Raw genomic sequence first — 20,868 nt, forward strand, 5'->3', positions numbered from 1 at the left:
GTGTTAGTTGGCACGATTAGCCATGAATATGCTGATGTGTTTAGCGAAACAGATAAGGGAAAAGCTGTTTTCTTTCTTGTGCAGAAAGGCTGCTGACTCTTGCGATATTGGTCTCAGGGATGGCTTCTGGATTTGGGTAGTGTTTCAGCACTTTTTCCATGCTCTCTTCGCGGATCAGGTGAAAGATCGGGTAGGGTGAGCGGTTGGTAAGGTTCTCATCATCCTCTGGATCTGTGCCTGCAAAGCAGTAATCAGGATGGAACGTCGCGACTTGAAACACACCTTCCCAATCTTGCTGGCGAATTAACGCTTCCACCCAGTCGATGTAAAAATTGTAATCAACAAAATCGTGCAGCAGGTTCGGTACAACGACAAGAGTGGTTTCAAGCTCTTGCGGCTCTTTAGTATCAAGTTCAAGCAACTGATCGTAAATATGTTGCAGCAGTGCTTCTTCATCACGGGCTTCACTGACATAGATTTTAATTTGCTGATTACGCTGTGGTTTTGCGGCAAATGGGCATAAGTTTAAGCCGATCACGACCTGATTAAGCCAGTGATCGACTTCTTGAATGATGGTTTCCGTTGACATGTTGAGCTCAGATTCTTCGTTTTACTTGTATCATGTGGCGCTGAGCATAGCACAACTTAGGCCGAAGGGCTGGCCAAAGCCTGACTGCCCTGTGGCGTTTGTTTATTTTGTCGGCTTAAGCGCCAACCAAGGATAAACAAGATGAAGTACAGCCCTAACCCGCCGAGGGTAACCATTTCCCAACCACCGTGTTGCCAACAGTACAACAGGTAAAAACCACCTAAACTACCGCCGATGTAGTAGTGAACCAAGTAAAGTGCAGTCGCGGTGGCTTTGGCTTGTGTGGCTTTTTGGCTGACCCAAGCGTAAGCCAAAGTGTGGGTGAAAAAGGCGCCGAAGCTAATCAAAATCAAACCGGCCAGCATGGCGGGTATCGCTTCAATCAACGCAATCAACATGCCCGCCATACTGATGAGTGCGCCAAGCATCATGCCGGGAATCGCGGAGAAACGCCGGTTCCAGTTGGCGGTGAGCTTTGAGCTCAGTGTTCCAGCCAAATAACAGACGAAAATCAGTGAAGCAATGCCAATCGGTAGTGAGTAGGGTTCGGCGACTAAACGAAATCCCATGACGGAATAGAGGTTAACAAACAGCGCGAAGTTAACTCCGCCAATCAACATAGCAAGCCAGAGTGTACGGTTTTGCAGATGTTTAACCAACGCACGATTGTGATGGAAAAACAGCCCACGCTGCGGTTTAAAATGCTGTTGAATGGGCAGTAAATACGCGACCAAAAGTGCGCCGAGCAGAGTAAAAATGGCCATCGCGACGACCGCATGTTGCCAACCAAGGGCATCGGTGAGTAACCCTCCAGCAATGCGGCCGGTAATACCGCCCAATGAGTTTGCCGCGATATAGCCACCAATCGCCTTACCAAACGCTTGCGGAGAAAGCTCTTCCACCATGTACGCCACCGCAACCGAAGCAAAAGCCGCTAAAGCTACGCCCATTAAAGCTCGGGTGAGTACCAAAAACCAAAATTGCTCAGCATAAAGCATGGCTAAGCCAATCACAGGCATAGCAAATAAGCCGGTCAGCATCACTAATCGTCGCCCAACGGCTTCCGAAGTGACCGCCCAAGGCACGAGACAAAGTGATAAGGCTAAGGTTGACGCTGCAAACAACCAGTTAATTTGGGTTTCCGAAACCGCAAAGTGATTCGCCAAATAAGGCAGCATGGGTTGGAAAAGATAAAGATTGCAGAAAACTAAAAATGAGCCGAAGGCGAGGGCAAAGGTCACTTTTAAATATTGAGGAGAATGCAGTTCAATCATACAGCGGATCCAAGATGCAAAAAGGCGGTGATGTGATCACGATAGCAGTGGCATCTCGATTAATGAAATATATTAAAAATATGGTTGCGATATACAGGATATATGATGGAAGTTCGACAACTGCGTCACTTTGTGACCGTGGCAGAATGGGAAAGTTTTACCTTAGCCGCGCAGCAACTGCATATTGCGCAGCCTGCACTGAGCATTTCGATTAAGAAATTTGAGCAGCAGCTCGGTGTTACCTTATTCAAAAGAGATGAAAGAAAAGTCGCGTTGACTCATGAAGGCGAAGTGTTGCTTGAACATGCCAAGCGCATTTTGCAACAAGTCAATGATGCCCAATTGGCGGTTGATGAGCTCAAAGGCGTTGTGAAAGGCGAGGTACGCCTTGGCGCGCCAAGCATGATGGGCTCTTACTTTTTCCCGCAAATCATTATGGCGTTTAAAAGCCACTTTCCGAATCTGAAAATGACGGTGATCGAAGCGGGTACTCAATCGATCCGCAAAATGCTGCTCTCAGGCGAGTTGGATATTGGGGTGATTTTGAATCACGATCTGCCGGACGATTTGGCAGCAGATCCGTTGCTCTCTTCGCAAATGGTTGCTGTGGTTGGCAAAAATCATGAGTTAGCTGAACGTCGTCATCTTACTTTTGCCGAGTTTTTTGAGCATGAACTGGTAATGTTTAAACCCGGTTATTTTCACCGAGACTTTATCGATAAAGTGTGCCGAGAACATAAGTTTACTGCGGATTTTTCTTTTGAAACCAATTTGTTACCTATGATTTTAAGCATAGTGAAACATGAGTATGCGATTACCGCGCTGTTGGAGTTGGTGACCAGCAATGAACCGGAAGTGAAGGCGATTCCGTTTGAACCGCCGGTGTGGCTTGATCTTGCATTGGCTTGGCGTAAAGAAGGTTATCTGTCCAATGCCGATCGTACTTTTATCGAGTTTGTGAAAAAGTACGTTTAGCGCCAAGAAGAGCATTAATCTTTGCTGCTATTAATCTTTACTGCTGTAAATACGTTCAAAATTGGTGTGGTTCCAGCCGATCATCAAACGATCACCAATTTTTAGTACTGGTACACTGCGAGCGCCGAGAGCATCAAGCTCTTTGCGGCCGCGTTCCATTTTTGCGTTGCATAAGCGGTACTTAATGCCTTTTGAGTCCAGATAACGCTGGGCGTCTTTGCAATGTGGGCATTTATCTTTTATGTACAAAACCACGCGTTTCATTGGAATCTCTCATGTATCAAAAGGGCGCAAAGTGTATCGAGAGTCGGCTGGAGATGCAAATATCCCCTTCCTACTTGAAGCTGCAGCGGTGTTGGCTACATTCGTTCACCCCAATCACATAGTGTCTCTATGCTCATGGGGATTCACTCATTTGCCGCCTACCTGCAACTTCAAGTAGTTTGGGCATGTTTGATGCGCTCGTATTTATCGATGCAGGTGATTCTTGAGTGGAAATTGAGTAAACTTGCCGACCTTTTTTGTAACCCGAACTGAGCACGCGAAATGAGTATGCACCCTGCACTGAAGTACATTCAGGGATATCCCCAACACATTGTTGAACAAGTTGCTCAACTGATCGCAAACGACAAGCTGATACCTTGGTTTGAGCAGCGTTATCCTGAGCGGCACGATATCCAGAGTGAAAAAGCGCTGTTTGACTTCACCATGGCTTTAAAAAACCAATATATGAAGAAAACGGCTCCGCTCAGTAAAGTGGTGTATGACGGAAAAATTCATCTCATTAATAATGCGCTAGGGTTACACAGCTACGTTTCTCGGGTGCATGGCAATAAACTGAAAGCAAAAAATGAAATCCGTATTGCCAATGTGTTTAAACAAGCACCTGAACCGCTACTGCGCATGTTAGTGGTGCATGAATTGGCGCATTTAAAAGAGAAAGAACACAACAAAGCGTTTTATCAGCTCTGTTGCCATATGGAACCGAATTATCATCAGCTTGAACTGGATGCACGGCTATACATGATGGTGCTAGAGCTCAAGGCAGGCAAAGCATGAACACTCCACTTAAGCCAAAACATGGGCAAAAAACAAATCGAAAACCGAAAGCCAATAAGCCAGTTGTGAAAAAGCAGCAAAATAAGCAGCCTGTAACCCACAAAATACAAGGTGAGGAAGTCGCTGCCGTTAAATCTGGGTTGCATCCACGCAATCGTCATCGCGGGCAGTATGATTTTCCGGCACTGATTAAGGTTGTGCCAGAGTTGCAATCCCATGTGATGAAAAATCCTAAAGGGCAATGGACGATTAATTTTGCCGATCCGATCGCGGTCAAGTTACTCAATAAAGCGCTTTTGGCTCTGCATTACGGTGTCACCTATTGGGATATCCCAGAGGGCTTTTTATGCCCGCCCATTCCGGGTCGTGCGGATTACATTCATCGCGTGGCCGATCTTTTGCTTAAGGACAATCCCCAATTAAACCACTCTCAAGTTACAGCACTGGATATTGGGGTAGGTGCGAATTGTATCTATCCGATTGTTGGAGTTACGGAATACGGATGGTCATGGGTTGGCAGTGATGTTGATCCTGTTTCAATTCAACAAGCGAGTTTGATTGTTCAAAGCAACTCGAAGCTGCAAGGCCATATCGAATGCCGCCTGCAAAAGAACAGCCAACATATTTTTAACGGCATTATTGGGGCGAATGAGCGTTATACGCTGACGACTTGCAACCCGCCTTTTCATGCATCCTTAGCGGACGCTCAACAAGGAACCCAACGTAAGTTGACCAACTTACAGGCAAATCAACGCAAGAAAGGCCGTTTAGCAACGCCAACCTCAAGCCACCCAAGGCTAAATTTTGGTGGTCAGAAAGCCGAGTTATGGTGCCTAGGAGGAGAAGCGGCTTTCATTGGTAAAATGGCGGTAGAAAGCCAGCAGTTTGCCGAACAAGTGCTTTGGTTTAGTTCTTTGATTTCTAAGGGTGACAATGTACGCGGCATGAAAAAACAGCTCGAAAAATTGGGCGCTCAGTCGATACATGTAATAGAGATGGCACAAGGACAGAAGATCAGCCGTTTTGTTGCTTGGAGTTTTCAAAATGCAGAGCAGCGCAAGCTGTGGTGGAAAACAAAGTGATAATCTGTTGTTAACAGACTAGCATTAATCCATAAATGCAGTTCGATCAAAGACTAACAAAGGAGGGGCAAGATGAGAATCGAAGATGTTCCGCTCTATGCACCCTGTCAACCGCACTGGCTGTGTGTTCCTTTTATGAGTGTCTTTACGCTTTTGTTGCTGATTGGGCTTGGTTTTTTTATTCGGGTTATCTATCGCGAATACCAAAAAATTCAGCGCGCTAAAAAGGTACGTCGGCTACGCCGTATTCACTACCGCGATCGCAAAGGCAATGGTCGTCCGACGAATCTTTAATAAACCTAGGATTGTGCCTCCAGTAGTGTTTGGTATTTCTGCTCTAATGCAGAATTACCGGCACGCTTTTCTAGCTCAACCAATAGCTTGAGTGAGGCTTTTTGGTAGCCATAACGTTGATTTAATGCCATTAACCGCAGTCGAGCTTGAGTGTAATCTCCGGCGTCAATTTCCATTTTAGTGAGTTGTAAAATGGACAGTAGCCGATTCGGATCATGATCCACCGCTCGCTTGAAATATTCACGGGCGTTATCATTCTTGCCCGCTTTTAAGGCACACAGTCCCGCGTTCTCGTAACTTGCCGAAATTAGGTAATAATAAGGTTGCTCGACCGCTCGGCGAAAATACTGATCCGCCGTATCATATTCCCCTTGTTTACACAAAAAAGTACCAAAGTTATTCAGTACATTCCCGTTTTTGGGGTGCTGATTTAACGTCGATTGATACATTTTTCGCGCCGAGTCATTTTCTCCCACCATCTCAAAATAGTGAGCCATAGAGAGCTGTGAACGATAATAATGAGGGGCATGTTGCAGCGCTTTTTCTAGGTTTTCACGGGCTTTGATCATGCTGCCATTTTCTAAATAGCCTAAACCAAGGGCAATCCGTGCTTCCGCCATTTCGGTTGGATCGCTTTGTGCTGCAATATCTGATGTTTCGGTTACGGTGACACAGCCGCTTAAGGCCAATATCACACCGACTGCCAACATTCTTTTCATATACCCCTCCACTTAACTATCCCATGATAGGCAATTAAGACAGAAGACCGAGCAATGAGGGTGAAGTCTGCGAGTCAGTTGGCAAATCTTAACGACTTTATCTGCTTGATGTCGCTCGCTATTGCGACCATGTGAGCATGAATTAAGGTATAAAAAAGGCCGCGTAAAGCGGCCCAGAAATGGTTATTCATCTTTGGTGAAGTTTGCTTCGCTGAATTTTTCCAAATCGTACGGTGTTTGTTGGTAAACACAGTAGTTAAGCCAGTTAGAAAATAGCAGGTGTCCATGGCTACGCCAGCTGGCGCAGGGCTTATTATCTGGGTTGTCGTTCGGGTAGTAGTTCACCGGAATTGCAGGACTTAGCCCTTCACCTAAATCGCGCACATATTCGCTATGTAAAGTAAAGGCATCGTATTCTGGGTGTCCGGTTACAAACACGTTGCGTTTGTCTTTCGTTGCCGCAAGGTAAACGCCCGCCACATCGGAAGTTGCGAGAATATCGAGATCAGTATGCTCAGCCAAAAAGTCAGCTTCAAAGTCGGCATAGCGAGAGTGTGGCGCTAAAAAGCGATCATCAAACCCGCGTAAAAGTGGATGAAAAGGTTTGTGAATATCATGGTAATACACACCGGACAATTTCTCTTCACGAGTGCGTTTAGGCAAGTTGTACAGCAGTTTTAGCCCTGCTTGCGCAGCCCAACAGATGTAAAGGGTGGAAGTCACATGTGCTTTCGCCCAACTCATGATGTTTTGTAAATGTTCCCAATACGCGACATCTTCAAACTGCACTAGGCCAAGAGGTGCGCCAGTTATGATCAACCCGTCGAAATTACGGTTTCTGACTAACTCAAACTGACGATAGAAGGTGTTGAGATGCTCTTCAGGGGTGTTTTTGCTTGGGCGATCATCGATGCGCAGCAGCTCAATATCCACCTGTAAGGGGGAATTAGAGAGTAGGCGCAAAAATTGAGTTTCCGTCTCAATTTTTTTGGGCATTAAGTTTAATAGCAACACCTTGAGTGGGCGTATCTCCTGCGTCGAAGCACGTGATTCCGACATAACGAAGATGTTTTCGTTACGTAGCACATCACTCGCGGGTAATTGGTCGGGGATTCTAATCGGCACAGCTTTCTCCCTAAGCTTGATATGGACGTCTAAACATCTAGACTTATAACTCAACCGAAAATTATTGTCGATAGCAAAATGCAACAAACCTCAATCTAAGTTAGTATCTCTCGGCACAATTGACTACTGTGAATCAACTATGCGACCTCACTTAACCCTTATTCGCGGTTTGCCCGGTTCGGGGAAATCAACCTTGGCGAAGACCTTGCCTGCCGTACATCTGGAAGCAGACATGTATTTTGTCAATCCACAAGGTGAGTACCATTTTCGCCCCGAACACTTGGCGCATGCCCATGAATGGTGTCAACAACAGACGGAATACTGGCTGCAACAAGGCAAAGACGTGGTGGTATCGAATACTTTTGTTCGGCATTGGGAGATGGCGGTATACCGAAAACTTGCCCGACAATATCGAGCTAAGCTGACGATTCTGGTGTGTCGAGAACGTTATCAAAACGTGCATGGGGTGGATGAAGCCACTGTCGAACGCATGCGTCAACAGTGGCAAGAGTAGACATTATTGTGGGTGTTTAGCGGTACGCTGGAGATCTCGGCGTAAAAGATAAAACGCCAAACCGCCCCATACCAAAGCCTGTGCCCAAAGGAGTGTCCATTTTGGTGCTATGGTTGACCAACTGGCCGCCATTTGGTTTAAGCCTAGAAAGCCTTGGATTGCCGGCGTGCTTGGGAAGCACTGCGCAAGCCAGACTAAAGGCGCAGGGATCATTTCCAACGGCCAAATAAAACCAGCGGTAAAAATCAGTGGCATCGAGCTAATTAACACCACCAAAGTGACCAGTTCACGTCTTGGAGTCACAGCTCCCAACGCAATACCGACAAAGTTACAGGCTAATAAAAATGGCAAGAGCAGACTGAGTAGATCATTGGGTTTTGCTAACGTATTTACGCCGTGTAAATCAAAGCTAGCTCCGAAATAATAAAGACTCAGCAAGTAGTAGACTGCAACCAGCACAAAACTACGCACTAACAACAGTTTGGCAGGAGCGACTCGACTCCAATAGCCGTGGCCTTGCTTTTGTGTCCCAACCATCAATCCAGCTGCCATGATCAGCGTTTGCTGCAGGATCAATACAAAAACGGCGGGTACGACGTAATCGACATAGCCCATACGTGGGTTAAAAGTGGGTTTCAGGTTGGCACTGGTTGGCGAGAAATGCTGCGCGGCAAACGCCATCGGTTCACCTTCGATGACCAAACGACTGACTTTGGTTTGTGCTGCGAGTGTGCCACCCGCTTGGGCTAAACCTTCAACAATCGTACCGTAAACCAGAAAATAGGAAGCATCGCCCGCATAAGCGAGCGTTGGGCTTTTCCCTAACAATAAGTCTTTGTAGAAATGCTCAGGGATAACCAGTATGCCAGCCACTTTCTTGTCTAAGAAAGCTTGTTTGGCATCGGCAATGGTGTGATCACGCTGAACAATTTTGACTTGCGGCGTGGCATCCACCATCCGCTCCAGTTGAAAACTGGCCTGACTTTGATCGAGATTGACCACAGAAACGGTCTGTTCACGGGGGATCTGCTTGGCGTAAGGCAGCGGGTAGAGGAAAGAATAAAACACCACGCCACCAAAAACGGTCAGCACGACAACAGGGTTGGTGAAGAGTGCTTTTAATTCTGCTTTAAATAGCTCAAATAGGGTCATACGGCAGCTCCCATTTCCCGCGCTAAATGCTTGCGGATCAGAAGTAGAGCCAAACCAAGCGGCAGAAGATAGCCCCACATATTGACCATAGGTTGTAAAGAACTTAAGGCCTCAAGCCCATAGCTCACTTGGTTCACTTGCACTTCAATGTAGTGGCTGATCGGTAACAAATTGCGCCACGCTTGAGCGAGCGTGTTCATATCGCTCGCCGGAAAGGTAATTCCCATAAAGGCAAAACTGGGCGCGGTGAATGCTCCGGCAAAGCTCATTGCACGAGCTGGATCGAGCGTGAGGAAGTAGAAAAATGCCCCCATGATTACGCAAGCGATAACCGTAATGGCTTGTGCAATCAATAATACAGAAAAATGCCCAAACATCGGCCAACGCAGCACATCATAAAACCAAATTAAAAAACCGAGCCCTTGCAGCATAAAAATCGGCAAATAAGGGAGTAGGGTGCGAATTAAATGTCGCAGCGGTGCATCGGCTAGCCATGTCTTCAAGCCATAATGACGATAGTTGGCCGCCAGAATCAAAATAGTGCTGACGACAATCGTGATTTGCCATAAAGCAGGAACAATGGCCGAGACCAGAAATTGTGCGTAGTTGGTATTTTGGTTAAAAAGAGGCGTAATTTGGGTTCGCACGGGGACTGAGCGCCCCATTGCCGCCAGCGTTGTGGTATGACTTTTAGTGGCGAGATTCTTCACCACATCAACCTGTGCATTAAAGGTTCCTTGTGCTTGCACAACTGCGGAGTTCACCAATTTACCGACTAATATCATCTGGCTGTTATAAAAAGTGGTCACTTGTGGCTGTTCTTGACGATATATTGCTTTATCGAATTGCGCTGGGATCACCATAAAGCCATAAATTTGGTTACTACGCATTGCTTGGCTTGCTTCATCCACACTCGCATAATGCTCACTGACTTGCAGAGTGGATGTTGCATCCACTTCTCGGATCAGTTGTCGCGAAAGTTGGCTGTGGGAAAGATCCACTACACCGAATGGCAGATCCCGTGCGATACCTTGTGAAAAAATCCACCAGATGGAGGCCGCGAGGAGTAGCGGCACCCAAGTTAAGCATGAGAGTAACCATTGATCGTGACGTAGTAACGTCCATTGAACAGGGATGGCGTGTTTCATCTTAAGTTTAACCACAACTTATAGCTTAACCACGACGCTCATACCCATGCGCAGTCCTTCAGTTGGTGTGACTGGACGGGCTTCCACTTCAAAAGTTCGTAGATCGAAACCTTGGGTTGCATCGGTTGAACGCCAAGTCGCGAAATCGCCCATCACAGCAACGTGAGTGACTTTAAACGCAACGGTATTATCAAGCGCAGGTAAGTAGGCCTCAAACTGAGTGCCTTGAGTGAAGTGTTTAAGCAGATCTTCACGAACATTGAATACCGCCCAAGTGTCTTGCGTGTCGACTACGGTGACGACAGGGAAACCTTGCGGAGCCAGCTCACCACTGTGCATCAACACTTGTGACACTTCACCATCAAACCAACTTTGAATCTTGGTATCGGCGGCATACGCCTCGACTTCAGCCACCGCACCAGCAGCCATACGTGCTTTTTCGAGCGCGGCTTGTTTGGTTTCTTCACGTGCGCCAGCTTTCGCGAGTTCATACATTTGTAGTGCGGCACTCTCGGTATATTTGGCGGCTTGCCACTGGGTTTTCGCTTCGTCGCGTTTTTGTTCAGGCATCACGCCATCGTTATAAAGGTTATTCACGCGAAGATAGGTTTTTTCAGCGAGATCTGCGGCGGCTTGAGCTTTAAGCCATTGATCTTTAGCGGCCTGAATTTGCTGTTCACGCGCGCCATTTTCTGCTTCTTGAGCCAACGCTCCGGCGGCTTTTTGACCAGCTATCGCTTGTTCTAATTTGGCATCAATTTCAGGGCTGAGTAGGGTAAAAATCAGTTGGCCTTTTTCAACTTGATCGCCCTTTCGTACCAAAACCTGGTCAATACGCCCCGGTACTTTGGAGGAAATGCTGTACTGCTGGGACTCAATTTGGCCTTGTAACATAACAGGATCGGGTTGATAAGCTTGATAAAAGCGATAACCAATCCAACCGACAACGGCAACAGCAGTGAGGGTCATTAAGGTGGTTTTTACTGTTTTCATTGCGATTCCTTTTACTTGGCTGCTGCATTTTTGTGTAGTGAAGAGAGAGAGACTGCCGATTGATGATAAGTGGAGAAACTGTTCATCTCGCTCGACAGCGCCAGTAATTTATTCAGTGAAATAAGATAATTAAAGCTAGCCAATGATTGCTGAGTGCGAATGCTCGCCTGATAGAGTTCGGCATCCACTACATCGACGGAGGTGGATAAACCTTGGCTGAACGCTTTTTGGCGTAAACGCAGGTTCTCTTGTGCCAAATTCAAACTGGAATTCAGTCCAGTGACTTCTTCTAACGCTTGTTCGGCTTCTAAATAGGTTTTTTCGACCAACACGCTGAGATCTTGCTTAGCTTGCGCTTTTAAGTAGCGAACTTGATTGACAGCACTATTAGCGGCTTTCACTTGCTCACTACGGCCCGTATTTTCAATCAGTGGAATATTCACTCCCACCCCGACTAACCAATCAGGTTTCATTTGGCTGGCGAGTGAGTCATCTTCATGCAGGCTGTAATCACCGTAAAGGTAAACTTCAGGATAGTATTTGCCTTGTTCCGCTTTAATCAGGCTGCTGGCTTGCTTCTCTTTAGCATCCAGTAAGTTCAAGCCAGGATAAGTGTTTAGCGTTTGCTCAATAAAGGCATGCATCGGGGGGAGGCTGGTATTAATAAAAAGTGTACCGCTAGGTTCTACCTTTTCAGTGGCGCCCAGAATTTGGGTCAGTGCACTTTGGGCTATGTCTAATGTTTTCTGTGCTTTTTTGCGTTCGACTTTGGCTTTGTCTAAAGACGCATCGGCTTGTAGACGCTCAACATGAGCGATTTGCCCTTGTTGTTCGAGCTTAAGCGCGTGATCTCGGTGCTGAGTCAGCCCTTCTTCTACCGCAACCCGTGTTTCCAGCACCTCTTTGGCAAGCACCACGCTAAAGTAATATTTAGCTAAATCCTCATAGCGGGCTTGTACTTCCATCGCCAGTTGGCTTTGCGCTTCATCCTGTTTACCTGCAGCGGCATCTTGAGCGGCGGTAATTCTGCCGCCAGTAAAAATAGGCCAAATAGCACGGATCGACGAAGTGAAAATATCGCGTTCAGTGATGGTGGACTGAATCGATCCCAACCCTGCAAGTAGTGGCGCGAGTGTCGGGGGTAAAGCTGGCAGAGGTTGACCTGTGCTATCAAAGATTTGTTTTCCTGAAAGCGTTACATCCTGATCAAGCCGAGTAAAATTCGCCCCAACGCTGACTGAAGGTAAGTTCAGATTTTGCGTGGCGTCTTTTAGATGGGAATAGCGTTCAACATTGGCTCTTTGTGCGGCAAGCGAGTTGTTTTGTTGTTGCAGCAATTCCCAAGCATCTTGAAATGACAAGGGGGCAGCGTAGGTAGTCGGTATGGAGAGTAGAGAACAGACCACCAAAGAGAGGAATTTTACTTTCATTTTGGACTCGACAGAATGAATTTAGAGCTAATGCTCTATTTTTTGTGTGATGAAGTCAAACAAAGAGTTAACGAGCTCAGTATAAAAAACTGACTTGCAAGAGCAAGTCAGTTTTGGGGATAACAAGTGATTCCGCCAAAAATCAATGTTTGGCTGTGAGATAAAACGCCATCCAGTACAATGATTAGCGGTTAGCAATGAGGGTAAGAAGGACAGTGGTAATCGGCTCTCCAGACTAATTTTTTAGTTCCCTGCATTGTGGTGAGAACATCTTTGCCGGACATTTGGGGAAACGCGAACAATACGCGCATTTCATCATGAGTCTCTGGCTCAATTTCATAAGCTCTCACATGGGTGAACGTTGAGTGTAAATGCTCGCAAAGCATGTCTTTTGAAAGGCAAATTCCAAAAGCATCTCTTCTCATGTCCCTATTCCTTCTGACGTGTTGTTGAGTGAACTTGGTCGCACGGATTATTGTGGTTGTTAGGTTCTCGTTGCGTCCCACTCTGGTTTATGCTCACTGCGCATTAAGTATACTTCTTAACCAATAAAGTTGCGGCAGTGAAGTGCAGATTTGTTGTGACCTGTGCCATAAAATGGATATGCAATCAGTTTTGCTTGGTGGTGCTGAAAAATGCACTAACGAAAAGTGGAGAGGGAGGATCCCGTGTCAGCCTCACACTTATGTACTGACAAACTCACAACCATGTTAAATTGATGTTAGTTTTCACTCGCCAACAAGGAGTGAATTATGGTGTGGAATAGCCTTACTTTCCGCAAGCGAATGTTAATTATCATGACATTATCGGGATTGATCGAGCTGCTACTGTTGGTTGCGGCGGGATTTATCTATGTCAAACACTCCCAAGAACAAGAAGTAGGCCAAAAGGCGCTCGGAGTCGCAGCGTTTCTCGCTCAAACACCTGCAGTTATTTCGATGATCCAAACGGGCAATGCCAGTGATGAACAACAACAAGCCTATCGAGAGTTAACCCAATTGATTGGCGCCGCGTTCATCGTGATTGGTGACAATAAAGGCATTCGGCTTGTTCATCCGCTTAATGAACGTATTGGGAAACCCATGGTTGGCGGGGACAACGATAGAGCTTTGCTTGATGGCGAAGCGTATGTTTCTTTTGCTCAAGGTTCTTTAGGTAAATCAGTGCGCGGCAAAGCGGCGGTTGTGGGGCGCGATGGTCAAATTCTTGGAGTGGTTTCGGTTGGTTACTTGATTGAACGGCTACAAGATAGAGTCGAACCTTTTCTATTTTATCTGATTGCGACAGCTCTCTTAGTGGTGGGAGCCAATGCGTTGGTCTCTAGCTATGCTTCCCGTCGTTTTCAGCGTGCGATTTTGGGCTTTGAACCAGAGGAAATCGCTCGATTGTATGTTGAGTTAGACGTGACGATGAGCACCTTGAAAGAGGGGATCATCAGTATCGATGACAAAGGCATTTTGCGTTCGATTAATAAAAGTGCTTGCGAGATCTTGGGTTTGCAACGCGAGCAGGCGTTGAATCGACGCTTAACGACGTTATTGCCAGAAAGTGATCTCTATACGGTACTTGCTACTGGTAGAACGGATCACGATATCGAACTTTATTTGAATAAACATTGGATTATCGCTAACCGAAGTCCGATTGTCGTCGAGGGTAAAGTGGTTGGTGCGGTTTCCAGCTTTCGTTTGCGCGATGAAATTAATGAATTGACTGAACAACTGGCTCAAACGCGTGAATATGCTGAAATGCTTCGTTCACAAACCCATGAACATAGAAATAAATTAAATACCATCAGTGGGTTGTTGCAAATGGGGGAGATTGAATCTGTACAGCAATTGATTGGGCAGGAAACAGAGCATTATCAGTCGCTTATTGAATTTTTGCGTGAAACGATTAAGGATCCGCTGATTGCTGGAATGCTACTTGGGAAAACGGAACGCGCTCGCGAACTCGGTTTAGAGTTATGGGTTGAAGAGGGGGCTCGCCTTGAAGCTTTACCACTGCACATTAAAGCAGAAGATGTGGTCACTATTCTTGGTAATCTGATTGATAACGCGTTTGATGCCTCCTTGAGCGCGGTGCGAGCACTTAGCGTAGTTCCACAAGAACGAAGAGTGATTGAAGTGTCGATCAGTGATTTTGGCAACGAAATCATTTTAGAGGTGGATGACCAAGGCTGTGGTTTACCCAAAGAGCTAGAACAATGGCAACTGACCGAAAAGGGCGTGTCGAGCAAAGCGAAACAAAATCGTGGTGTGGGGCTTTATTTGGTCAAACAACTGGCCGATCGTTATCAAGGGCAGTTGGAAATGCATAGCAAAACACAAGGTACAAGAATGACGGTCTATTTACCCAAGGATGAAATGTAATGAATACCCGGATCCTGATTATTGAAGATGACCCTGCGATAGCTCAACTTCATCATCGTTATCTCAATCAATTAGACGGTTTTGATGTGGTGGGTATTGCGACTTCACAAGCTGATGCGCGTCTGCAAGTAGAAGTGCTTAATCCGGATCTTGTCTTATTGGATGTTTATCTCCCTGATGGTACGGGACTGGAGTTTCTACAGTGGATCCGTGGGCGCAATGTACATTGCGATGTTATTTTGATCACGGCGGCACGCGAGGTGGATACCCTACAACAAGCCATGCGCGGAGGGGTAGTGGATTATTTACTCAAGCCAGTGATGTTTCCAAGACTTGAGGCCGCCTTAAAAAAATATCAGTTGCGGCAAATCGAGCTAACACAGTGGGCGGATTTTGATCAGAGCAAGGTGGATAAAATGTTTACGCCACATGCTACTGACACTTTACCTCAGCGTTTACCGAAAGGAATTGATGCGGTAACGTTAGATAAAATTCGTGTGTTATTTCAAGAGTCTGCCATGCTGACTGCCGATGAAGCGGGTGACAAAATTGGGGCAAGCCGCACAACAGCTCGGCGCTATCTTGAGTATCTTATCAGTGCTGGAGAGTTGGAGGCTGATCTCACTTATGGTACGGTTGGACGACCAGAACGAACATACCGCCGAGTGCTTCGTCACACATCCTGATTAGACGGATCGGATAACTGCATCTAAAGTTTAAACAGATTACACGAATGTGATGAGGTCGACAGATGCAATGGCGTTTTTGTTTGACAGCAATACTCGGTGTTGTTCTTGGATGGAGTTTCAGTGTCAACGTGCAAGCTCAAGGTTTGGAGTCGTTAACGTATTACACAGAAAATTATCCACCACTAAACTTTGAACAAGATGGTAAGCCAGCAGGCATTGCGGTTGATTTACTTCAACAAGCTGCAGCGGTAACTCATGTAACCTTGAATCCAGAACATATTTTAGTGCAACCTTGGCCGCGATCTTACCGTTCGGCGCTCCTAAAGTCAGATGGTGTGTTGTTTTCAACGACTCGTACCACACATCGTGAAAATTTATTTAACTGGGTGGGGCCGATTGCCGATATAAAAGTGGTCGTGTTAGCACGCAAATCAAGTCACATCACGGTGACCGATCCGATTGAGTTAGGGAATTATCGAATTGGCGTGATCCGTGATGACATTGGAGAACAGCAATTACTGCAAGTAGGCGTACCAAGAGAATCAATGGTAGAGGGTTCAACTGTGAGCAGTTTGGCTGAACAGCTACTAAAGCGCCGTATTGATTTGTTGGCCTATGATGAAAGAACAGCACTATGGTGGATGAGCCAAGAAAATATTCCTGTTGAAGACTTTGAAACCGTGTACGTTTTAATGCAAGGTTCACTGTATTATGCATTTAACAAAAATATAGATAAGTCGGTATTAGCGGATTTACAAAAGGGCATTGAGCTGATTAAAAACAGTGTTGATGAACATGGCGTAAATCGATATCAAGCAATACTCGATAAATATTGATAACCATCCCGAGAAGATGTGACGATTATGAGCAACCCAAGCAGTACTATTTTGACTGAAAGCGGCACTAACGAGTTAGAGATCATCGAATTTCATCTTGAGAAAGTGCTTCCTGATGGGCGGACCAAAACCTGCTACTACGGTATTAACGTCGCGAAAGTTCGCGAAGTTATTCGAGTGCCAGAAACCACTGATTATCCGAATGCCCAACCACATATGATAGGGGTGTTTTCCTCACGGGAAATTTTGACGCCGCTCGTTGATCTCGCAGGATGGCTTGGAGTGCCTACTTCGACCGATATCAGCAAAAAATATGTGATCGTGACGGATTTTAACCGCATGACCAACGGCTTCTTGATCGACAGTATTAGCCGGATCCATCGTATTTCTTGGAATGACGTAGAATCACCGAGTCAATTTCTTGAGGCAGGTGAGCAAGATTGTGTGGTGGCGGTGGTACGCCAAGATAAAAAACTCATCATGATCCTCGACTTCGAGAAAATTATTGCTGATATCAACCCTGAGTTGAGCATGGAAAAATACGATGTGACGGTGGATAGAAAAGTCGACCTGAATCAGCGCATGGTTACCAAGCGTAATGCCAAAACGGTCATGGTGGTGGATGACTCAGCCTTTATTCGTAGTTTGATCCAAGATACGTTGAGCTCTGCCGGTTATAACATCATTGCATGTAAAGACGGTGGTGAAGCTTTTGAGAAATTAATGGAGATCAAAACCGTCGCGAAAGAAGAGAATATTGCCGTCAGCGAACTGGTGGATGCGGTTGTCACTGACGTTGAAATGCCACGTATGGATGGTATGCATCTAGTCAAACGCCTGCGTGATGATGAATCTTATCGGTCAATGCCGATTGTTATGTTCTCCTCATTGATGAGTGATGATAACCGTGCCAAAGCGTTGGCTCTGGGGGCTAACGATACCATCACAAAACCAGAAATTGGCAGAATGGTGTCGATGATGGATAAATACGTACTCAATATGTGACAGAAGCGGAGCTAAGCTCCGCTTTTCTCAATGATAAGAGTCCCTTTGTAGTGAAAACGTTAAACCTTCAACAGTAGACGTCTTGGCAATACCGCACTATGAGATGGCAGAGGATAAAGTAGCGGTGGAGGCAGTATGCGAACATCTTGGTTGCCATTTTTTTTATTATTCTTTTCAGTCAGCGTTTGGGCGGGTAATCAAACCATAACGTTGGTGTTACCTGCACAAAACGATAATGGTCACGCTTACTACCATGAATTACTCACTCGCGCTTTAGCTGATCAAGGTATTGAGCTGATTATTGAGACTCCTTATTCACACCTTCCCCAAAAACGCGTAGTGAAAATGGTGGAAAACGACCAATTGTCATTGACTTGGTTATTAGAAAGTCCAGAGCGTAATCAACATTTTGCTTATATCGATATTCCGCTGACGCATGGTTTAATCGGGCAGCGCATATTGCTCATTCCTCCCAGCCTGCAAAGTCGATTCGACAACGTCGCCACTTTAGATGACATGCGTAAAACACAGTTGATTGCAGGGTTAGGTGAGCATTGGTTGGATATTGCTGTCTGGCGTTACAATCAGTTGCCTTTTTATATTCAAAATGGGGAATGGAGAGAACTGTACAAAAAACTTACCGTCACTGGAGAGGTGAACTATTTCCCTCGTGGTGTGACTGAAATTTACCAAGAGTCGATCCTCAATCCCCACCTTGCTATTGAGCAGCATTTGCTGCTCCAGTATCAAAATGATTTTAGATTCTATCTCAGCCCTAAAACTGCTCAGTACAAAGATACCTTAGAACAGGCTTTGAAAAAGGCCGTAGAGTCGGGGTTAATGGATCGTTTGATTGAGCAATATTGGGGAAAGTCATTGTCTTTATTAAGACTCAATCAACGCCAAGTGATTGAGCTGAAAATGCCAGAGAAGAATTAATGGAGAGCCTTTTTCGTGACTCAACAACCTTCTTTCAATAAGAATGGGCTAACTCCTTTATTTTCGGCACAAAATCAATAATCCAAACTGGTCTTTCAACACAACATCAGTTATCAATAGCAAATCGATCATCCATTGATTGCAAGAAGTGATAACAGGTTGGCACTTTTTGAGCACATTAGGATGTCACTTCTTTAATTACTGCGGTTCAAATGATTTATGGTTGAAATTTTTATTGTCGTCATCCTGCTTGTGCTGTTTTTTTTCATTATTCAAAAGTACGTGATCCGTCACGATGACACCAAGGAGTATACCTATAAAAAAAGAGGGCCGCTGCTCGATATGAAAGAAAGCGCGTTTTATAACGCGTTAGTCAGTGCTGTGGGCGACCACGGTGTGGTACTGGCAAAAGTGAATATGGCGAATGTCATCACGCCGCATAAATTACCAAGCAAAAAGCATTGGTTCATTGCCTATAACAAAATATCAAAAAGTTACTTTGACTTTTTGGTGTGTGATGCGAGAACGCTTGAACCCAGAGTCGTCATTGAATTGGATGATGGTAAAGAGCTGCAAAAAGGTAAGGTTGAGCGTGAGAAGCTGCTACTCCACGTGTGCAAATCTGCCAATATCCCTTTGATTGGTACCAATGTTCGAATGAGCTATCAAGTGGGAAAACTGCGACGTTTGCTGGCTGCACACATTGATCTCATTCAGCCGGATCAAGAAGTGCGCTTTTGTAAGCGTTGCGGCAGTCCGATGGTGATCAAAGTGGCAACTCAAGGTGAATACCGTGGGCGACGCTTCTTTACTTGTAGCCGTCAACCACACTGTTCTTACACAGAAAACTACAATGTGGTTTACGAATTTGAAGACGAAGAAGCTAACGATAATAACTAATTACAGGTTCTCGGTTTGTTGATTCGCTCGGTTGATGTTGAATTGCGCATGTTGAAATAAACGAACCTGATTTCTTCCCGCCTTTTTGGCCCGATACAGTTCAATATCTGCAAATTTCAGAAGATCATTGAGTTGATCTCCTGGTTGATATTCACATACTCCGATACTTATGGTCACTTGCACACGCTTATCACCAAAAGCGAATAAATGCTGGCTAATGATGGTTCTTAACCGCTCACAAACTCTTTCGGCTTGTTCTAAAGATTGATCAAACAGCGTTACGCAAAACTCTTCACCACCAATCCGATATAAATTATTGTCGCCAACCACTTGAGCCAACAGGCGTGTGGTTTCCACCAAAACTTTATCACCCGTATCATGGCCATACTGATCATTAATTAATTTGAAAAAATCCAAATCAATCACCAATAAACTGAGTGATGTTTGATCACTAAACTGTTCAAAGTGATGGAAGGAGGTCGTCAGCGACAAACGATTGTGAGCCCCAGTGAGAGGATCTCGTGATGCCAGATAGAGTAGGGAGTTCTCAATTTTACGGCGATTTTCTTCATACACATGAGCCACGACCCAAAGGCCAATATAGGCAAAACAAAAGTGCAGTAAAATTGCCCCAGAAATTGAGGGATCATTTTGTGATTGCCAATATACAACGCTGCCTTGCAAGAGCAAGAAGATACTTGAAGTGAGAAAAGCAAAGCGAGTTGAGGTAAAAATATAAAAGAGGATAGGCACAAAACAGCTCCAAACATAAATGCCCATCACTAAGGGTTTCATGTAGGTCGCGAAAAGGGTTGTGCCTGTGAGGATGAATAGATACAGGTAAACCTGCCCCTGCGTGTGAGCGCGGCGTTTGGCCAGAGTATAAATATACAGAGAATAAAAAGCACAAACCAACTCAATAAGCCCGAGTTGTATTTCTGGTTGTGACCAAAAATTGATCAGCGCCATCAAAAAAGCGATCAAAGCCCAAAAGAAGCTGAGACCGCACAACACTGACGCTCGCAGTGTTTGCGTGTTGTCGAATAACCTAGCATCCATGACTTACCCTCTTCGGGGCTAAAATTAAGCGTTTATAGTACAGCCTTAACTGCTCGGATCAACATTGATCTTGAATGCATATCACAAAACTAGACGGCGCTCTAATTCTTGAAATCGTCCATGCTTTAGGGAAGGAATATAAGAAAACAAATGGTGGAAGTGTAAAAAATCATCAAACTGATGATAGAAAAGCCAAACGGTTCAAAAACAAAGAAATTGGGCTTGCACGTCAGAAAATCTGCCGTTAATATCCACCTCGTTCTCAGGCGATGCGTCCGTAGCTCAGTTGGTTAGAGCACCACCTTGACATGGTGGGGGTCGGTGGTTCGAGTCCACTCGGACGCACCATGAGAAACTTCAAAACAGTATGCGTCTATAGCTCAGTTGGTTAGAGCACCACCTTGACATGGTGGGGGTCGGTGGTTCGAGTCCACTTAGACGCACCAGAATTCGTTCAGTTTGAACACACAACAAAGCCCGCATAATGCGGGCTTTGTTGTTTCTGTGATTCGCATTTTTACTTATGTCCCGTTATGTTATGTACTTTTCATTCATCATTCATCATTCATCATGCATCGGCACACATCTTTATTCTGTTAACCAGAAATACAATCGATCGGCTGAACAGGTTATTCGAACAATGAAGCTTTGGGCAGAGGCTTGTGGAGCTAGGTTGCAATATCTACTCACTGAGCGGCTAGGATTGCTTTATGATAA

The 20,868-nt window shown here is 45.5% G+C and carries 23 protein-coding genes and 2 tRNA genes; 14 read left to right on the top strand and 11 right to left on the bottom strand.

The window, feature by feature from the left end:
• Window positions 1-40: 40 nt before the first annotated feature.
• Together EPB59_RS05200 and EPB59_RS05205 are read right to left on the bottom strand one after the other, a co-directional pair.
• Entirely contained in the window at window positions 41-589 is a 549-nt protein-coding gene (locus EPB59_RS05200; RefSeq protein ID WP_000102805.1) for a DUF1415 domain-containing protein, read from the bottom strand.
• Between the two features lie 56 nt (window positions 590-645).
• The gene (locus EPB59_RS05205; protein ID WP_000571081.1) at window positions 646-1,863 is read right to left on the bottom strand and encodes an MFS transporter; all 1,218 of its coding nucleotides are present in this window, start codon (window positions 1,861-1,863) and stop codon (window positions 646-648) included.
• A 105-nt stretch (window positions 1,864-1,968) separates the two neighbouring features.
• Here EPB59_RS05205 and EPB59_RS05210 point away from each other — a divergent pair, with 105 nt between their 5' ends.
• Entirely contained in the window at window positions 1,969-2,838 is an 870-nt protein-coding gene (locus tag EPB59_RS05210) for a LysR family transcriptional regulator (protein ID WP_000453908.1), read from the top strand.
• A gap of 30 nt (window positions 2,839-2,868) precedes the next feature.
• On the opposite strand, the gene EPB59_RS05215 is transcribed toward EPB59_RS05210, so the two are convergent.
• Window positions 2,869-3,102, bottom strand: a complete 234-nt coding sequence (locus tag EPB59_RS05215; RefSeq protein ID WP_000832721.1) for a glutaredoxin family protein — start codon at window positions 3,100-3,102, stop codon at window positions 2,869-2,871.
• Between the two features lie 288 nt (window positions 3,103-3,390).
• Here EPB59_RS05215 and EPB59_RS05220 point away from each other — a divergent pair, with 288 nt between their 5' ends.
• The 3 genes from EPB59_RS05220 (at window position 3,391) to EPB59_RS05230 (ending at window position 5,273) form a co-directional block, all read left to right on the top strand.
• Complete coding sequence (locus EPB59_RS05220) at window positions 3,391-3,897, top strand: M48 metallopeptidase family protein (RefSeq protein WP_000553153.1); 507 nt, start codon at window positions 3,391-3,393, stop codon at window positions 3,895-3,897.
• Window positions 3,894-4,979: a 23S rRNA (adenine(1618)-N(6))-methyltransferase RlmF gene (gene rlmF, locus EPB59_RS05225; RefSeq protein WP_154171744.1), complete on the top strand. Its 1,086-nt coding sequence runs from the start codon at window positions 3,894-3,896 to the stop codon at window positions 4,977-4,979. The genes EPB59_RS05220 and rlmF overlap by 4 nt, the downstream gene beginning before the upstream one ends.
• Before the next feature lie 72 nt (window positions 4,980-5,051).
• Complete coding sequence (locus EPB59_RS05230; protein ID WP_001217312.1) at window positions 5,052-5,273, top strand: hypothetical protein; 222 nt, start codon at window positions 5,052-5,054, stop codon at window positions 5,271-5,273.
• A gap of 5 nt (window positions 5,274-5,278) precedes the next feature.
• Here the strand turns inward: EPB59_RS05230 and pilW are convergent, their stop codons facing one another.
• Both pilW and metA read right to left on the bottom strand, forming a co-directional pair.
• Window positions 5,279-5,992, bottom strand: a complete 714-nt coding sequence (gene pilW, locus EPB59_RS05235; protein ID WP_055050846.1) for a type IV pilus biogenesis/stability protein PilW — start codon at window positions 5,990-5,992, stop codon at window positions 5,279-5,281.
• Between the two features lie 183 nt (window positions 5,993-6,175).
• On the bottom strand, window positions 6,176-7,117 hold the full coding sequence (gene metA / locus EPB59_RS05240; RefSeq protein WP_055050845.1) for a homoserine O-acetyltransferase MetA: 942 nt from the start codon (window positions 7,115-7,117) through the stop codon (window positions 6,176-6,178).
• Between the two features lie 139 nt (window positions 7,118-7,256).
• On the opposite strand from metA, the gene EPB59_RS05245 reads away from it, so the two are divergent.
• On the top strand, window positions 7,257-7,631 hold the full coding sequence (locus EPB59_RS05245) for an ATP-binding protein (RefSeq protein ID WP_001247357.1): 375 nt from the start codon (window positions 7,257-7,259) through the stop codon (window positions 7,629-7,631).
• Between the two features lie 3 nt (window positions 7,632-7,634).
• Here EPB59_RS05245 and EPB59_RS05250 read toward each other — a convergent pair whose 3' ends face one another.
• From EPB59_RS05250 to EPB59_RS05270, 5 genes are all read right to left on the bottom strand, one after another.
• Window positions 7,635-8,783 carry an ABC transporter permease gene (locus tag EPB59_RS05250; RefSeq protein ID WP_154171745.1) on the bottom strand — a complete coding sequence of 383 codons (1,149 nt, stop codon included), beginning with the start codon at window positions 8,781-8,783 and terminating at the stop codon, window positions 7,635-7,637.
• Window positions 8,780-9,931, bottom strand: a complete 1,152-nt coding sequence (locus EPB59_RS05255; RefSeq protein ID WP_195707062.1) for an ABC transporter permease — start codon at window positions 9,929-9,931, stop codon at window positions 8,780-8,782. The genes EPB59_RS05250 and EPB59_RS05255 overlap by 4 nt, the downstream gene beginning before the upstream one ends.
• 18 nt (window positions 9,932-9,949) lie before the next feature.
• The gene (locus EPB59_RS05260) at window positions 9,950-10,924 is read right to left on the bottom strand and encodes an HlyD family secretion protein (RefSeq protein WP_154171747.1); all 975 of its coding nucleotides are present in this window, start codon (window positions 10,922-10,924) and stop codon (window positions 9,950-9,952) included.
• Window positions 10,925-10,935: 11 nt separating this feature from the next.
• Window positions 10,936-12,354: a TolC family protein gene (locus tag EPB59_RS05265; RefSeq protein WP_154171748.1), complete on the bottom strand. Its 1,419-nt coding sequence runs from the start codon at window positions 12,352-12,354 to the stop codon at window positions 10,936-10,938.
• Between the two features lie 191 nt (window positions 12,355-12,545).
• Entirely contained in the window at window positions 12,546-12,779 is a 234-nt protein-coding gene (locus EPB59_RS05270; RefSeq protein ID WP_001250486.1) for a hypothetical protein, read from the bottom strand.
• 327 nt (window positions 12,780-13,106) lie between these two features.
• Here EPB59_RS05270 and EPB59_RS05275 point away from each other — a divergent pair, with 327 nt between their 5' ends.
• The 6 genes from EPB59_RS05275 to EPB59_RS05300 all read left to right on the top strand — a co-directional run bounded on the left by EPB59_RS05275 (window position 13,107) and on the right by EPB59_RS05300 (window position 19,092).
• Window positions 13,107-14,723, top strand: coding sequence for a sensor histidine kinase (locus tag EPB59_RS05275; RefSeq protein ID WP_154171749.1), 1,617 nt, complete (start codon window positions 13,107-13,109; stop codon window positions 14,721-14,723).
• Window positions 14,723-15,409 (top strand): response regulator, encoded by a 687-nt coding sequence (locus tag EPB59_RS05280; RefSeq protein WP_154171750.1) that lies wholly within the window; start codon window positions 14,723-14,725, stop codon window positions 15,407-15,409. The genes EPB59_RS05275 and EPB59_RS05280 overlap by 1 nt, the downstream gene beginning before the upstream one ends.
• A gap of 65 nt (window positions 15,410-15,474) precedes the next feature.
• The gene (locus EPB59_RS05285) at window positions 15,475-16,248 is read left to right on the top strand and encodes a substrate-binding periplasmic protein (protein WP_154171751.1); all 774 of its coding nucleotides are present in this window, start codon (window positions 15,475-15,477) and stop codon (window positions 16,246-16,248) included.
• 27 nt (window positions 16,249-16,275) lie between these two features.
• On the top strand, window positions 16,276-17,253 hold the full coding sequence (locus tag EPB59_RS05290) for a chemotaxis protein CheV (protein WP_000070387.1): 978 nt from the start codon (window positions 16,276-16,278) through the stop codon (window positions 17,251-17,253).
• 135 nt (window positions 17,254-17,388) lie between these two features.
• Window positions 17,389-18,192: a hypothetical protein gene (locus EPB59_RS05295; protein WP_154171752.1), complete on the top strand. Its 804-nt coding sequence runs from the start codon at window positions 17,389-17,391 to the stop codon at window positions 18,190-18,192.
• Between the two features lie 219 nt (window positions 18,193-18,411).
• Window positions 18,412-19,092 (top strand): DUF2726 domain-containing protein, encoded by a 681-nt coding sequence (locus EPB59_RS05300; RefSeq protein WP_154171753.1) that lies wholly within the window; start codon window positions 18,412-18,414, stop codon window positions 19,090-19,092.
• Here EPB59_RS05300 and EPB59_RS05305 read toward each other — a convergent pair whose 3' ends face one another.
• Window positions 19,093-20,151 (bottom strand): GGDEF domain-containing protein, encoded by a 1,059-nt coding sequence (locus EPB59_RS05305; RefSeq protein ID WP_154171754.1) that lies wholly within the window; start codon window positions 20,149-20,151, stop codon window positions 19,093-19,095. It lies immediately after the preceding gene.
• Between the two features lie 74 nt (window positions 20,152-20,225).
• On the opposite strand from EPB59_RS05305, the gene EPB59_RS18415 reads away from it, so the two are divergent.
• From EPB59_RS18415 to EPB59_RS05315, 3 genes are all read left to right on the top strand, one after another.
• Entirely contained in the window at window positions 20,226-20,399 is a 174-nt protein-coding gene (locus tag EPB59_RS18415) for a hypothetical protein (RefSeq protein WP_195707063.1), read from the top strand.
• Window positions 20,400-20,422: 23 nt separating this feature from the next.
• Window positions 20,423-20,499 (top strand) — tRNA-Val (locus EPB59_RS05310).
• A gap of 21 nt (window positions 20,500-20,520) precedes the next feature.
• Window positions 20,521-20,597, top strand: a tRNA-Val gene (locus EPB59_RS05315).
• Window positions 20,598-20,868: the final 271 nt, after the last annotated feature.

This window comes from Vibrio metoecus (assembly GCF_009665255.1).
GTDB lineage: Bacteria > Pseudomonadota > Gammaproteobacteria > Enterobacterales > Vibrionaceae > Vibrio > Vibrio metoecus_B.

Coding starts and splice junctions, on each gene's coding strand:
- EPB59_RS05200 (WP_000102805.1), bottom strand. CDS start 589: ATGTCAACGGAAACCATCATTCAAGAAGTCGATCACTGGCTTAATCAG.
- EPB59_RS05205 (WP_000571081.1), bottom strand. CDS start 1,863: ATGATTGAACTGCATTCTCCTCAATATTTAAAAGTGACCTTTGCCCTC.
- EPB59_RS05210 (WP_000453908.1), top strand. CDS start 1,969: ATGGAAGTTCGACAACTGCGTCACTTTGTGACCGTGGCAGAATGGGAA.
- EPB59_RS05215 (WP_000832721.1), bottom strand. CDS start 3,102: ATGAAACGCGTGGTTTTGTACATAAAAGATAAATGCCCACATTGCAAA.
- EPB59_RS05220 (WP_000553153.1), top strand. CDS start 3,391: ATGCACCCTGCACTGAAGTACATTCAGGGATATCCCCAACACATTGTT.
- rlmF (WP_154171744.1), top strand. CDS start 3,894: ATGAACACTCCACTTAAGCCAAAACATGGGCAAAAAACAAATCGAAAA.
- EPB59_RS05230 (WP_001217312.1), top strand. CDS start 5,052: ATGAGAATCGAAGATGTTCCGCTCTATGCACCCTGTCAACCGCACTGG.
- pilW (WP_055050846.1), bottom strand. CDS start 5,992: ATGAAAAGAATGTTGGCAGTCGGTGTGATATTGGCCTTAAGCGGCTGT.
- EPB59_RS05245 (WP_001247357.1), top strand. CDS start 7,257: ATGCGACCTCACTTAACCCTTATTCGCGGTTTGCCCGGTTCGGGGAAA.
- EPB59_RS05250 (WP_154171745.1), bottom strand. CDS start 8,783: ATGACCCTATTTGAGCTATTTAAAGCAGAATTAAAAGCACTCTTCACC.
- EPB59_RS05255 (WP_195707062.1), bottom strand. CDS start 9,931: ATGAAACACGCCATCCCTGTTCAATGGACGTTACTACGTCACGATCAA.
- EPB59_RS05260 (WP_154171747.1), bottom strand. CDS start 10,924: ATGAAAACAGTAAAAACCACCTTAATGACCCTCACTGCTGTTGCCGTT.
- EPB59_RS05265 (WP_154171748.1), bottom strand. CDS start 12,354: ATGAAAGTAAAATTCCTCTCTTTGGTGGTCTGTTCTCTACTCTCCATA.
- EPB59_RS05270 (WP_001250486.1), bottom strand. CDS start 12,779: ATGAGAAGAGATGCTTTTGGAATTTGCCTTTCAAAAGACATGCTTTGC.
- EPB59_RS05275 (WP_154171749.1), top strand. CDS start 13,107: ATGGTGTGGAATAGCCTTACTTTCCGCAAGCGAATGTTAATTATCATG.
- EPB59_RS05280 (WP_154171750.1), top strand. CDS start 14,723: ATGAATACCCGGATCCTGATTATTGAAGATGACCCTGCGATAGCTCAA.
- EPB59_RS05285 (WP_154171751.1), top strand. CDS start 15,475: ATGCAATGGCGTTTTTGTTTGACAGCAATACTCGGTGTTGTTCTTGGA.
- EPB59_RS05290 (WP_000070387.1), top strand. CDS start 16,276: ATGAGCAACCCAAGCAGTACTATTTTGACTGAAAGCGGCACTAACGAG.
- EPB59_RS05295 (WP_154171752.1), top strand. CDS start 17,389: ATGCGAACATCTTGGTTGCCATTTTTTTTATTATTCTTTTCAGTCAGC.
- EPB59_RS05300 (WP_154171753.1), top strand. CDS start 18,412: ATGGTTGAAATTTTTATTGTCGTCATCCTGCTTGTGCTGTTTTTTTTC.
- EPB59_RS05305 (WP_154171754.1), bottom strand. CDS start 20,151: ATGGATGCTAGGTTATTCGACAACACGCAAACACTGCGAGCGTCAGTG.
- EPB59_RS18415 (WP_195707063.1), top strand. CDS start 20,226: ATGCATATCACAAAACTAGACGGCGCTCTAATTCTTGAAATCGTCCAT.